Here is a 12610-nt window from a genome sequence, read left to right on the forward strand (position 1 = left end):
GGGGCAAGAGCGGCCGGCCGGGCGCGCACCGCGCCCGGCCGGGCCGGGATTATTTGGCGGCCGGGGCGGCGGCGGCGTCCGGCTTGGGCGGGGCATAGCCGCCCTGATACTTCACCTCGTCGCGCGCCTTTTTGACCTTGGGTTCAAGGTCGCGCTTGGTCAGGTCAGCGAATTTGCGCTGCTGGATCAGACCGGTCGCCAGCTGGTTCGCCTGATCGCCGGTCAGCGGTTCGACGCGCTGGCCGATGATCTGGTTGGCGATGACCGCGCCGCCGTTCGGGATGATGAAGATTTCGCCCGCCGGCAGCTTCAGCACCCGCTGCACCAGTTCCGGATTGGCGGTCGCGACGTCGAGCACGGCCGGCGCGCGGCGATAGCGCAGCCCGTCCTTCTTCAGCTGCGCTTCGACCTCGGCCATCGTCTTGAACGGCTGATAGGCGAGCAGGGCGCGCGGATCCTTGGGCGCTTCGAACTGGATCTGGTCGATGTTGAAGATCTTGCGCTCGGCGAACAGGTCCGGGTTCTGCGCGATGAAGGTCTGCACCTCCTGCGCGGTCGGCTGCTTGACCGACGAGGCGAGCTGGCGCTGGAGCAGCTGGGCGAGCAGCGTCTCCTCGGCCCGCTTCTGCTGGATCAGGAACATCGGCGTCTTGTCGAGCCCGCGTTCGCGCGCGACATCGGCCAGGATCTTGCGCTGGACAACCTGCTGGAGCGCCGCCTGCTCGACCTGCTTGCGGTCGGTGCCGGCGGGGATCTGCACGCCCTGCAGTTCGGCATTGAGTTCGTGGATCGTCACGTCCTTGCCGCCGACGGTCGCGACCACCTGGCCCTTTTCGAGCTGGGCGTCATTCCCCTTGCCGCAGCCGGCGACCAGCGCCGTGCCGAGGAGAAGCACGCCCATATACAGTTTCTTCATATGACCTCCCTGCGAGATGCCCCGGTTCAGCGCGGAGCATCCGTCCCATCCCGAGACGGATATAGGCGCGAGGGTTAAAACGAGCAAAACGAAAAGAACGTTAAGTCTCGGCGGCTATCGGCAGGGTCCGACCGCCGGTAAGGGCGATGCGCAAAGGGGGCTGAACATGACCGACACCAGGCTGAAATTGTGCCTCGCGGCCTCGGGCGGCGGCCATGTCCGCCAGCTGCTCGATCTGGAACCCGTGTGGCGCGACTGGCCGCATGTGTTCGTGACCGAGGATACGGCGCTCGGCCGCAGCCTTGCCGACAGCCACCGGGTGCGCTTCGTCGATCATTATGCGCTCGGCCAGGCGCGCATCGGCCGCAAGGGCGCGATGCTGCGCGGCATGTTGCGCAACATGGCGCAGTCGGCGCGCATCGTGCGCGAGGAGCGCCCCGATGTCGTCATCACCACCGGCGCGGGCGCAATGTATGGCACCGCGCTGATGGCGAAGCTCGCCGGTGCGCGGCTGGTGCTGATCGATTCCTTCGCCCGGTTCGACGCGCCGTCCAAATTCGCGCGCGGCATCAAGCCGTTTGCCAATGAGGTGATCGTCCAGTCGGCGGCGCTCGGCCGGCTATGGCCCGATGCGCGGGTGTTCGATCCGCTGCGCCTGCTGGACGGCACGCCGCCGGCCAAGCAGCCGGTGCTGTTTGCAACCGTCGGCGCGACGCTTGGCTTTCCCCGGCTGGTCGAGGCGGTGATCGCGCTCAAGGCGAGCGGGCGGCTGCCCGAACATGTCGTGCTGCAAGTGGGCGACACGCCGATGCCGGCGACGCTGCCCGAAGGGATCGAGGTGCACCGCGACCTGCCGTTCGGCCGGGTGCAGGAGCTGCTGGCCGAGGCGGCGTTCGTCGTCTGCCATGGCGGCACCGGGTCGCTGATCACCGCGCTGCGCGCCGGGTGCCGGACGGTTGCGATGCCGCGCCGGTTCAGCCTGGGCGAGCATTATGACGATCATCAGGAAGAAATCACCGCCGCGTTCAAGGCGCGCGGGATGATCGAGGTCGCGCTGGAGGCGAACGATCTGGGCGATTGTATCGACCGGCTGCGCGACCGGCCGCCGGTGATGGCGACGACCGATCCCGCAGCGCTGATCGACTATCTCAGAGAGCGGCTGACCGGCTGGGAAGCGGCGCGCTGACCCGGTCGGCGCGGTGCGCATCGCGGGCGGTGCGCATCCACAAATAGGTCGGCAGCGGCTCTTCGCGGAACCGGTAGCGCCCGGCCTCGGCGCTGTGTTCGATCACGCCGGCTGCGGCCAGCGCGTCGAGCAGCGCGGCCAGCGCCTCCTTGCGTTCCGGCGTGATCAGCGACAGCGCATCTTCGGGCGCGAACCAGCCATCGGGCGTGCTCGCCGCGCGCGCGGCGGCGCTGACCAGCGGGGCATCGGTGCCCGCCAGATAGGGCGCGACCGCGGCGATCAGGCGCGGATCGATGCGCCCGGCGCTTTCATCGACGATCTTGTCGAGCGCGGCCCAGACATCGGCTTCGTCAATCGCCAGCCGGTCGCTGTCGAGCGCGAGCATCGAGGCATGGTGGCTGATCAGCCGCACCAGATAGGGCGAGCCGTTGGACAGCGCCTCGATCGCGGCTGCTGCGCCGGGCGCGAAGCTGACCCCGGCGGCATCCTCGCCGATCTTGAGCAGCGCGCGCACCTCGTCCGACGACAGGCGCGGCATCGGCAGGCCGATCACGTTGCGGCGGATGGAAGGGATATAGCCGACCAGTTCCTGCAGGTTGGAGGCAACGCCGGCGAGCACCAGCTGCACCCGCGCCGCGCGGTCGGACAGGTTCTTGATCAGCTCGGCGACCGACAGGCGGAACTGGTCGCTTTCGGCGCGGTCATATTCGTCGAGGATGATGATCACCCGCGTGCCGGTGATCTGGGCGCACAGCTCGCCCAGCTGGCGCGCGTCGAAGCTGTCGGGCAGCCGGTCGGCCAGGCTGCCATTGCCCAGGCCCGAAATCGCGCTGGGATCGACGTCGCGCAGATAAAGCTGCGGAATGTCCTGCAGCACGGCGCGGAAAATGTCCTCGAAGCTCGAATAGGCCCCGCACGAGGCGTAGATGACAAGGTAGCGCGAATCGCGCGCGATTTCGGCGAGGATATGGACCAGCGAGGTCTTGCCGATGCCGCGCTCGCCATAGATCACGACATGGCTGCGCTGTTCCTCGAGAATCTCGATCAGCCGCGCCAGCACGCCCAGCCGCCCGGCGAATTTGCTCCGCTCGGTCACCGGCTGGGCCGGGGTGAAGACGTCGCGCAGCGTGGTGCGCGCCCGCGTCAGCCGCGAGGCATCGCCGCGCCCGCCGCGTTCGATCGCCGATGAACGGAAGCTGGGAAAGGCCGCGTCGCCCGCCGCGCCAGCCGGCACCTCGTCCGCCGGGGCCTGCGCCCGCATCGCCTCGGCACGCGCCCGGCGCCGTTCGCGCAGCGCCTCCAGATCGGGCCGCGCACTGGCCGGCGGCGCGGCCGGGCGGCGGCCGAAGGGCCAGAAAATCCTGCTCAGAAAACGCAACATAGAGCCTGCGCCTCGCTTGATCGATGATCCGTCACCAAGGGGCCGGTCAGCCCTGGCGCTGGAACGGCTTCAGCACGAAATAGCTATAGGCCAGCACCGCGACGATTCCGATCACCGCGAACAGGTCATACCCCTCATTGCCGACATAATTGGCCACCGCGCAACCGACAGACGGCGGCAGATAGCTGAGGATCGAATCCTGCGGCTCGCCTTCCCCGACCGAGCGTTGCAGGAATATCACGATCAGCCCGGCAAAGATGGCCACCGTGATCCAGTCATAAGGTGTTTGCATGCTTGCCCTTTTCGCCAGTGCGCCAGGATCGCTACCATTGTTCTGCGCCCAAGACAAAACCGTCCCTATCGCCTGAATGATGGTAAAAGCGTTACAGGCACATGCGGCACGACCGTAAAATGCTGAGAGTTCGTAAAGGATGCGCTAACCAGTGCCGTCGAATCATGGCATCAGGGAACACGCTGCCCGCCACGGGGCGTGCCGCCGCAGGGCAGGCCGCCGGTCGGGCCGGATGCGACAAAAAGGGGCAGAGATTTTGACTATTCGCTGTGGGAAAATCGCCTATGGCCTCGGCCTGCTGCTTGCCGGCACCGCCGGGGCGGCAGCCGCGCAGACGCCAGGCATGGGGGGCGGACAGGGTCCGGCCGGGCCGAATGAGCGGCGGGTCGAGATCCGGCCGAGTGCGCAGCTCATCTACGACACCAACGTCTACCGGGTCGGTGAGGGCTTTGATCTGGGCGGGCTGGCGCGTGACGATGTGCGGGTGACGCCCTCGGTCGATGCGATCATCGCCTTGCCGGTCGGGCGGCAGACCGTGTTCCTCAACGGCAATGTCGGCTATGATTTCTATCGCCGCAACAGCCGGCTGGACCGTGAGCGCATCGCCCTGTCGGGCGGGGCGCAGCTGCGCGCCGGCCAGCGCTGCTCGGCGACGGTGACGGGCGGCTATGTCCGCCAGCAGAGCGATTTTACCGATGTGTTCGCAACGCTGGCCGTGCCCAACACCGACGAGCGCCGCTCGATTGACGTGCAGGCCAGTTGCGGCGGCGCGGTCGGCCTGACGCCGAGCTTCGGCTATCGCCATGACGAGAGCCGCAACAGTTCGGACCTGTTCCGCCCGCTCAACACCAACAGCGACACGTTCAACGCCTCGCTCGGCTATCAGCGGCCGACCTTCGGCGTGCTGTCGATCTATGGCACCTACACGACCAGCGCCTTTCCCGAGCGGCGCTTCCTGACGCCGACCGGGCTGGTGCGCGACGGGGTCGAGAATTACAGTGCCGGGATCAGCTTTGAACGCCAGATCGGCCGGCGCATCACCGGCACGGTCGCGCTCGGCTATACCTGGGTCAATCCGCGGCTGGACGACACGCCCGATTTCCGCGGCGTATCCTATCGCGCGGCGATCGATGTGCGGCCCAATGACGATTTCACCGTCAACCTGACGGCGTCGCGCAACGTCGAAGTCCAGAACTTCGTCGCGGCAAGCTATTCGATAACCGATCTTTATGGTTTGACTGGCACATACCAGTTCAATCCGCGCCTGCGGATGAACTTCGGGTCGTCCTACCAGAAGCGCGATTTCCGCGCCGGGCCGCAGCTGGGGGGGCTGCCCGGGTTCCTGCTGCTGCCGGAGGACAAGGTCATCACCGGGAATGTCGGGCTGAGCTATGATGTGACGCGCCGGCTGACGCTGACGACCGGCTTTGTCCAGGAACGGCGCGACTCGAACAACCAGATCTTCAACTTCAAGAGCAGTGTCGTCACCGCAGGCATCAGCCTGTTGCTGTGACGCCCGATCACCGGAACGAGGCGATATGAAGAGCGTGCACACATCCCTGACGGCGTTTGCGGCCCTGCTGGCCGCGCCGCTTGCCGCCCAGATCCCCCCGGGGGTCACGCCGCCGCCGGCCGCCGCCAGCGCGGAAAAGGCCGAAAAGGATCTGCAGGCCGGCTATGTGCTCGGCCCCGACGATGTCGTCGAGGTGTCGGTGCTCGGCCAGCCCGAGTTCACGACGCGGGCGCGGGTGCGCGCCAATGGCACGATCCAGCTGCCGTTCATCGGCGAAATCACCGTGTCGGGCCAGACCGGGCTGAGCCTCGGCGCGCTTGTCACCGACAAGCTGCGCGCGGGCGGCTATTATGCCAAGCCTGTCGTCCAGGTCGAAATCGTGTCCTTCGCCAGCCGCTATGTCGTGGTGCTGGGCGAGGTCGGCCAGTCGGGCCTTCAGCCGGTCGACCGCGACTATCGTGTGTCCGAAGTCATCGCCCGTGCAGGCGGTCTGCGCGAAAGCGGCGCGGATTTCGTGATTCTGCGCCGCGCGACCGGCGAGGAAATGAAGCTGCCGTTCGAAAAGCTCGCCAAGGGATCGCTCGACGATGATCCGGTGGTGCGCGCCGGCGACAAAATCTATGTGCCGGCGGCCGAGCTGTTCTACATTTACGGGCAGGTCAACGCGCCCGGCGTCTATCCGATCAAGGGCGCCGGCCCGATGACGGTGCGCAAGGCACTGGCGCGGGGCGGCGGGCTGGGCGTTTCCGGCTCGACCGGCAAGATCAAGCTGTTCCGCGACGGCGAGGAACTGAAGGTCAAGCTCGACGATGTGATCCGCGCGGGCGACGTCGTCGTCGTCGGCGAACGGACCTTTTAAGGAAAGCGGCGGCGATGAGCCTGATCCAGTTCCTGCGCATGCTGGCCGCGCGGCGGTCGATCATCTGGGCGACCCTGGTCGCCTGCTTCTTTACGGCGACGGCGGCGGCGTTCCTGCTGCCGCCGCGCTTCGAAGCGAAGAACCGGGTGCTGTTCGACCTCACCCGGCCCGATCCGATGACCGGCCAGCTGCTGGCGACCAATGCGGTCGGCAATTACATCGCCACCCAGCTCAAGCTGATCACCGACATCCAGACCATCGGCCCGGTCGTCGACAAGCTCGGCTGGGCGGCCGATCCGGCGGTGCAGGCGCGGTTCGACGCGGCCGGCGCGCCGGGCGGCGACATCCGCGAATGGCTGGCCGAACAGATTATCGACCAGACCGAGGCGCGGTTCGCCGAGACGTCGAACATCATCGAGATCCGCTATCGCGGTGCCGATCCGGTGTCGTCGCAGCGCATTGCCGAGGCGATCCGCGAAGCCTTCCTTCAGCAGAACCGCGATTCGCGCCAGAACAACGCCCAGCGCGGCGCCGCCACCTATGCCGAGCAGGCGCGCAACGCGCTCGCCCAGCTGCGTGAGGCGGAAGAGGCGCGCACCGCCTATGCCAAGGAAAATGGCATCGTCCTGCAGGCCGGCGATGTCGATCTGGAAAGCGCCAAGCTCGCCGCGCTGTCGGCGCAGAGCACCGCGCCGGTTGCCGCGCAGATGGCAGCGCCGACATCGCCCGCGCGCATGCAGCTTGAAGGGCTGAAGCAGCAGATCGCCCAGGCGCAGCAGACGCTGGGGCCGAACCATCCGACCTATCAGTCGCTGCTGCGGCAGAAGGAATCGCTGGAGGCCGAGGCGGCGCGCGGCGGCGGCGGCATGATCGGCGGCACCAGCCGGGCCGAGATCGAAGCCAGCTATCAGATGCAGAAGGCGCGCGTACTCGCCCAGGCCGACAAGATCGACAAGCTCAACCAGATGCAGCAGGACATTCTCGTCCGCCGCGAGGCCTATGTGAAGCTGGCCGCGCGCGCCGAGGAGCTGGCCGGTCAGGCCAAGCTCAGCGTCAGCAACATGGAACCGCTTGGCAACACCAGCCTGCCGGCCAAGCCGGCCTGGCCGAACAAGCCGCTGATCATGGGCGGCTCGGTCGCGCTCGGCCTTGTCCTCGGCATCTTGCTTGCGCTGCTCGTCGAGCTGCTGGCGCGCCGCGTGCGCAGCGACGAGGATCTGGAATATGCAGCGGGTGTGCCGGTGCTCGCCATTGTCGGGTCGCGCCGCGCGACCAACGGGCTGCTGGCGCGGCTGATCAACTTCATCGATCGCAAGGGCGCCGACCGCCGGCGCGCCTTGGCGGAGGGCTGACCATGAGCATGAAACTCGCGCTGCACGACATGGGCGCGCCCGGCGGCGGGCGCACGCTTGGCCGCCCCGATCCGGAGGTGCCGCCGGCGATCGAATCGGTGATGATCGCCGATCCCCAGTCGATCGAGGCCGAATCGATCCGCGGCCTGCGCACCCGGCTGGTTGCCCAGCATCTGCGCGAGGGGCGGCGTGCGCTCGCCATCTGCTCGCCCGCTGCCGGCAGCGGGTGCAGCTATATCGCGCTCAATCTTGCCGTCGCCGCCGCCCAGGCGGGCATCCGCACCGCGCTGGTCGACGCCAATCTGCGCGATCCGGTGCTGGCCGATCTGTGCGGCCTGCCGATCGACATGCCGGGGCTGGCCGATTATCTCGCCAGCGACCGGCTGGCGCTTGCCGACGTCGTCGACACCGCGCTGATGCCCGATCTGGCCGTGGTCGGCGCGGGCGATCCTGCTGAAAATCCGCAGGAATTGCTGTCGGGCGCGCGGTTCCGCGGGCTGGTCGACCAGCTGCTGCGCGAATATGAGCTGACGATCTTCGACACCGCCCCGGCCAATCTGTGTTCGGACGGGCAGCGCGTCGCGACCATGGCGGGCTTCAGCCTGCTCGTCGCGCGCAAGCATGAAACCTATGTCAACGACATGAAGACGCTGGCCAAGCAGCTTCGCGCCGACAAGTCGGTGGTCGTGGGCGCGGTGCTGAACGACTTCTGATGGACATGTCGACCCACAGCCTGCGGCCCGCCCCTGGCCTGTCGGCGCTGCTGCGCCAGCACTGGCCGCTCGTGATCGGCGTGCTCGCCCTGCTCGTGCCCACGCTGGTCGCGGTCGCGCGCGACAGCTGGACCGGGGAAACCGGCGTTCACGGGCCGATCGTGCTCGCAACCGGCATCTGGCTGTTCGCGCGCCGCTGGCCCGAGCTGCGCACGATCCGCCGCCCCGGCAGTGCCGCGGGCATGGCGGCGCTGATCATCCCCGCGCTCGCCGTCTATGCCTTTGGCCGCGCGTTCGATTTTCTGGCGATCGAGGTGCTGGCGCTGGGCGGCGTCCTGCTCGGGCTGTTCTATGGCTTTTTCGGGCTGGAGGCGGCGCGGCGGATGTGGTTCCCGCTCGTCTATCTGCTGTTCGTCGTGCCGATCCCCGGCTGGGTGATCGATTCGATCACCGGCCCGCTCAAATCCTATGTCTCGGTCAGCGCCACCTGGCTGCTGACCCATGCCGGCTATCCGATCGTGCGCGAGGGGGTGACGCTGTATGTCGCCCAGTATCAGCTGCTGGTCGAGGATGCGTGCGCCGGGCTCAACTCGCTGATCAGCCTGACGGCGATCAGCCTGTTCTACATCTATATCTCGCACAATGCGTCGTGGCGCTATGCGCTGTTCCTGATGCTGTGGATCGTGCCGGTGGCGCTGCTCGCCAATCTCGTCCGGGTGATCATCCTCGTGCTCATCACCTATCATTTCGGCAATGCCGCGGCGCAGGGCTTCCTGCATTCGACGGCGGGGCTGGTGATGTTCGCCACCGCGCTCATCGGCATCTTCCTGGTCGACAGCGTGATGACCCCGGTGCGCAAGCTGTTGTCGGGAGGGGCACGATGATCGACCGCCGCGATCTGCTCGTCGGGTTGGGGTGCCTTGCCGCTGCCGGGGCTGCCGAGGCGATGCGCCCGCGCGAGCGCATGTCGCTGCTCGGTGCGCGCAAGCTCGAGGATGAGGTGCCGCGCAGCTTTGGGCCGTGGCGTTATCGCCAGGCCGAGGGGCTGGTGACGCCGACCAACGAAAACAGCCTGGCGGCAAAGCTCTACAGCCAGTCGGTCGGCCGCCTCTATATCGGGCCCGACAACAGCATCGTCATGCTGCTAATCGCCTATGGCGACACGCAGAGCGACACGCTGCAGCTGCACCGGCCCGAGGTCTGCTACCCAGCCTTCGGCTTTGCCATCAACGGCGATGCCCCGGCCTCTTTCCCGATCGGCCCCGGCGTTGCCGTGCCGGGGCGTAACCTGATCGCCAACTCGCCCGGCCGCGACGAATATGTCAGCTACTGGACGCGGATCGGCGAATATCTGCCGACCTCCAACGCCGAACAGCGGCGGATGAAGTTGCAGACCGCGTTTCAGGGCAAGATCCCCGACGGGGTGCTCGTCCGCATTTCGACCGTGGGCGGCGACCCCGCGCAGGCGTTCGAGAATAACCGCCGCTTTGCCGCCGATCTGATCGGCGCGATGGCCCCGGCGGCGCGCGCGGCGCTGATCACCACCGCCAAGGCGCAGGCGCTGACGGGAGGGCGGGCCTGATGCTTCAGCCGCTGCCGCCCGGATCGGCCGAATCGGGGCGCGCGCCGATTGCGCCGCAGCTCCAGCCCTTTGAGCTGGGCGATACCCAGCCGCGCTCGCCGGTGATGCTCGACATCGTCACGCTGCTGCTGCGCATCGCCGAGCTGGTGGTGGTGGCCGGTGCCTGCTTTACCGCCACGGCGGTTGCGCTCGATTTCGTCCCGCCGTCGATGGTCGATTCCTACGGCAATGCCGCGCTGGTCGGCGCGCTGCTCTATGCCGGCCTGTCCGAGGTGGCCGGGGCCTATGACATCGATGCGCGCTTCTCGGTCCGTCAGGGCTGGACGCGCGTCTGCACCGCCTGGATCGCGACCAGCATGTTCCTGATGACCATGGGCTTCATGCTCAAGGTGTCGGAGGATTTTTCGCGTGGCTGGGCGCTGACCTGGTTCCTCGGCGGCGGGGGTGCGCTGATCGCGACCCGCGGCATTGGCACGATCTGGCTGCGCCGGCTCAAGCAGCGCGGCGTGCTCAACCACCGGGTCGCGATCTTCGGGGCCGGGTCGCAGGGCGACCGGCTGGCCAAATATATTCTCGGCAATGACAAGCTGACCATCGATCTGGTCGGTTTTTTCGACGACCGGATGCCCGAACGCCTGCCCCCGCGCGAGGTCGGCCTGCCGATGCACGGCGCGCTGACCGACCTGATCGCCCATATCCGGCGCGGCGAGGTCGATCAGGTGATCGTCGCCTTGCCCTGGTCGGCGGAGCGGCGGTTGCAGGAAGTAGTTGCCGAACTGGCGATCACCCCGGTCCGCATCCGCCTTGCCCCCGATCTGGCGACCTTTGCTTTTTCGCAGCGGCCGGTGGTGCTGCTGGGCGACCTGCCGGTGATGACGCTGTTCGAGCGGCCGATTTCCGGCCTCGATCAGGTGGTCAAGCGGATCGAGGATCTGGTGATCGGCACGCTGGCGCTGATCCTGCTGTCGCCGCTGCTGCTGATCGTCATGCTGGCGATCAAGCTCGACAGCCCCGGCCCGGTGTTTTTCCTGCAGGACCGGGAAGGGTTCAACAACCGCCGGTTCAAGATCTGGAAATTCCGTTCGATGCGCACCGACCGGTGCGAGGCGGACGGCATCACCCAGGCGCGCAAGCAGGATGACCGCATCACCCGGGTCGGCCGGTTCATCCGCCGGACGAGCATCGACGAGCTGCCGCAGCTGATCAACGTGCTGCGCGGCGAAATGTCGCTGGTCGGCCCGCGCCCGCACGCACCGTCGACCAAGGCGGGCGACCGGGTGTTTTCCGACGTGGTGTCGCACTATGCCGCGCGCCACAAGGTCAAGCCGGGCATGACCGGCTGGGCGCAGGTGCTAGGCTGGCGCGGCGAGACCGACACCGAGGAAAAGCTGCTCAAGCGCCTGGAATGCGACCTATATTATATCGAAAATTGGTCCGTGTTTCTGGACCTTTACATCATGGCCCGCACGGCCGCGACGCTGCTGCTCCAGCGCACCGCCTATTGATCCGTCCGGCTCCGCCACCGGTTGGCGGGGCCGCGCGACACAATCATGGGTGAGTGGGTCTTAACCACCCACCGAAACTGCCGCATAAGCCGCCGTTCATAAGGTGATCCCCGAGATCGCGGACACGATTGTCGTGTTCCGCCACCCCCGGGGGTCAAGATGGCGGTTATCCAGGTTGCGAACTCGGCCCAGCTTTCAGCGGCGCTGGCCAATGCAGTCGGTGGCGAAACGATTGTCCTTGCTGCCGGAAACTATGGCGATGTCGTCATTTCCAACAGGAACTTCGCGTCGAATGTGACGCTGAAGTCGGACGTGGCATGGGGGGCGGACTTTACCGGCTTCACGATTGCCAATGTCAACAACCTGACGTTCGACGGGATCGAAATCGGCCGTGCCAAGCTCGACTCCGAGGCTGAATGGACTCAGCTGGCCTATATGACGGGGTCGTCGAACATCACGTTCAACAACATTTTCATGCACGGCTCTCTTGACGACAACCCGCTTAACGACATGTGGGGTCTGCTCGTCGACAGCTCGTCGAACGTGAAGATCCTGAACTCGCGCTTCGAAGAGCTTGTCCGCGCGTTCATTTTCGAGCGGACGGCGGACATCGAGGTCAAGTTCAACGAGATCACCCGCATCCGCAGCGACGGCGGCGATTTCGCGGCGGTCGACAATGTGCTGATCCAGGGCAACCGCTATTCGAACTTCACGCCCAATCCCGGCGACCACCCCGATGCGATCCAGTTCTGGACCAACGGCCAGACGCGCGGATCGAACAACATCGTCATCCGCGACAACATCGTGCTGCAGGGGCCGGGCACCGGCACCCAGGGCTTTTTCATCCGCGACGAGGTGGGCGGCATCCCGCACACCAACATCACGATCGAAAACAACCTGATCTATTCCGCCGACCAGTGGGAAGGCATTTCGGTCGAGGGCGTTGTCGGTCTGCGGATCGCCAACAACACCATCGTTTCGCCGACCACCGACTCCAAGCGGCTGTGGATCCGCGTCGATGTTGCCGACAATGTGGTGATCGAACGCAACGTCACCGACCAGATCATCCTCGGGTCGGTCACCAACGTCGTCACCCGCGACAACATCGTGTTTCTGGACGACCCGCAACAGGCGTCGCGGATGCGTAACCTGAACGGCGGTGCGGTCGCGCTGGTCGATGACTTTGTCGTTGACGGCTATGGCTTCCAGCCGGTTTCGGCCCCGGCCCCGGCCCCGGCCCCGGCCCCGGCCCCGGCCCCGGCCCCGGCCCCGGCCCCGGCTCCTGCTCCTGCGCCGACACCGAGTCCGACG

12 protein-coding genes are annotated in these 12610 nt (G+C 66.8%); 9 read left to right on the top strand and 3 right to left on the bottom strand.

The features are described from left to right. Positions 1–49: 49 nt before the first annotated feature. Complete coding sequence (locus tag OPU66_RS11530; RefSeq protein WP_498553797.1) at positions 50–916, bottom strand: EpsD family peptidyl-prolyl cis-trans isomerase; 867 nt, start codon at positions 914–916, stop codon at positions 50–52. A 166-nt stretch (positions 917–1082) separates the two neighbouring features. Between OPU66_RS11530 and welK the strand changes: the two genes are divergently transcribed. Continuing rightward, entirely contained in the window at positions 1083–2102 is a 1020-nt protein-coding gene (gene welK, locus OPU66_RS11535) for a beta-1,4-glucuronosyltransferase WelK (RefSeq protein ID WP_498553798.1), read from the top strand. On the opposite strand, the gene OPU66_RS11540 is transcribed toward welK, so the two are convergent. Both OPU66_RS11540 and OPU66_RS11545 read right to left on the bottom strand, forming a co-directional pair. Further along, a complete protein-coding gene (locus OPU66_RS11540) occupies positions 2065–3483 on the bottom strand; it encodes an AAA family ATPase (RefSeq protein WP_498553799.1) in 1419 nt (472 codons plus the stop codon). The genes welK and OPU66_RS11540 overlap by 38 nt on opposite strands. A gap of 46 nt (positions 3484–3529) precedes the next feature. Continuing rightward, the gene (locus OPU66_RS11545) at positions 3530–3775 is read right to left on the bottom strand and encodes an XrtV sorting system accessory protein (RefSeq protein ID WP_160591999.1); all 246 of its coding nucleotides are present in this window, start codon (positions 3773–3775) and stop codon (positions 3530–3532) included. A 256-nt stretch (positions 3776–4031) separates the two neighbouring features. Here OPU66_RS11545 and OPU66_RS11550 point away from each other — a divergent pair, with 256 nt between their 5' ends. From OPU66_RS11550 to OPU66_RS11585, 8 genes are all read left to right on the top strand, one after another. Beyond that, a complete protein-coding gene (locus OPU66_RS11550; protein WP_498553800.1) occupies positions 4032–5288 on the top strand; it encodes an outer membrane beta-barrel protein in 1257 nt (418 codons plus the stop codon). Positions 5289–5313: 25 nt separating this feature from the next. Then, entirely contained in the window at positions 5314–6147 is an 834-nt protein-coding gene (locus tag OPU66_RS11555; protein ID WP_498553801.1) for a polysaccharide biosynthesis/export family protein, read from the top strand. A gap of 14 nt (positions 6148–6161) precedes the next feature. After that, positions 6162–7499: a GNVR domain-containing protein gene (locus OPU66_RS11560; RefSeq protein ID WP_498553802.1), complete on the top strand. Its 1338-nt coding sequence runs from the start codon at positions 6162–6164 to the stop codon at positions 7497–7499. Between the two features lie 2 nt (positions 7500–7501). Beyond that, on the top strand, positions 7502–8212 hold the full coding sequence (locus tag OPU66_RS11565; RefSeq protein WP_498553803.1) for a CpsD/CapB family tyrosine-protein kinase: 711 nt from the start codon (positions 7502–7504) through the stop codon (positions 8210–8212). Positions 8213–8217: 5 nt separating this feature from the next. Further along, entirely contained in the window at positions 8218–9096 is an 879-nt protein-coding gene (xrtV, locus tag OPU66_RS11570) for an exosortase V (protein WP_498553804.1), read from the top strand. Then, a complete protein-coding gene (epsI, locus tag OPU66_RS11575; RefSeq protein ID WP_498553805.1) occupies positions 9093–9794 on the top strand; it encodes an exosortase-associated protein EpsI, V-type in 702 nt (233 codons plus the stop codon). The genes xrtV and epsI overlap by 4 nt, the downstream gene beginning before the upstream one ends. Then, on the top strand, positions 9794–11299 hold the full coding sequence (locus OPU66_RS11580) for an undecaprenyl-phosphate glucose phosphotransferase (protein ID WP_498553806.1): 1506 nt from the start codon (positions 9794–9796) through the stop codon (positions 11297–11299). Before epsI ends, OPU66_RS11580 begins: the two co-directional genes overlap by 1 nt. A gap of 159 nt (positions 11300–11458) precedes the next feature. Next, positions 11459–12610: right-handed parallel beta-helix repeat-containing protein (locus tag OPU66_RS11585; RefSeq protein WP_498553807.1), on the top strand; the 1152-nt coding region annotated here is incomplete at its 3' end.

It is taken from the genome of Sphingomonas sp. URJC2 (genome assembly GCF_059803575.1).

Excerpts from the sequence above, each read along its gene's own strand:
- epsI (WP_498553805.1), top strand. The coding sequence starts at position 9,093 with ATGATCGACCGCCGCGATCTGCTCGTCGGGTTGGGGTGCCTTGCCGCT.
- welK (WP_498553798.1), top strand. The coding sequence starts at position 1,083 with ATGACCGACACCAGGCTGAAATTGTGCCTCGCGGCCTCGGGCGGCGGC.
- OPU66_RS11580 (WP_498553806.1), top strand. The coding sequence starts at position 9,794 with ATGCTTCAGCCGCTGCCGCCCGGATCGGCCGAATCGGGGCGCGCGCCG.
- OPU66_RS11555 (WP_498553801.1), top strand. The coding sequence starts at position 5,314 with ATGAAGAGCGTGCACACATCCCTGACGGCGTTTGCGGCCCTGCTGGCC.
- OPU66_RS11565 (WP_498553803.1), top strand. The coding sequence starts at position 7,502 with ATGAGCATGAAACTCGCGCTGCACGACATGGGCGCGCCCGGCGGCGGG.
- OPU66_RS11560 (WP_498553802.1), top strand. The coding sequence starts at position 6,162 with ATGAGCCTGATCCAGTTCCTGCGCATGCTGGCCGCGCGGCGGTCGATC.
- OPU66_RS11530 (WP_498553797.1), bottom strand. The coding sequence starts at position 916 with ATGAAGAAACTGTATATGGGCGTGCTTCTCCTCGGCACGGCGCTGGTC.
- OPU66_RS11540 (WP_498553799.1), bottom strand. The coding sequence starts at position 3,483 with ATGTTGCGTTTTCTGAGCAGGATTTTCTGGCCCTTCGGCCGCCGCCCG.
- OPU66_RS11545 (WP_160591999.1), bottom strand. The coding sequence starts at position 3,775 with ATGCAAACACCTTATGACTGGATCACGGTGGCCATCTTTGCCGGGCTG.
- xrtV (WP_498553804.1), top strand. The coding sequence starts at position 8,218 with ATGTCGACCCACAGCCTGCGGCCCGCCCCTGGCCTGTCGGCGCTGCTG.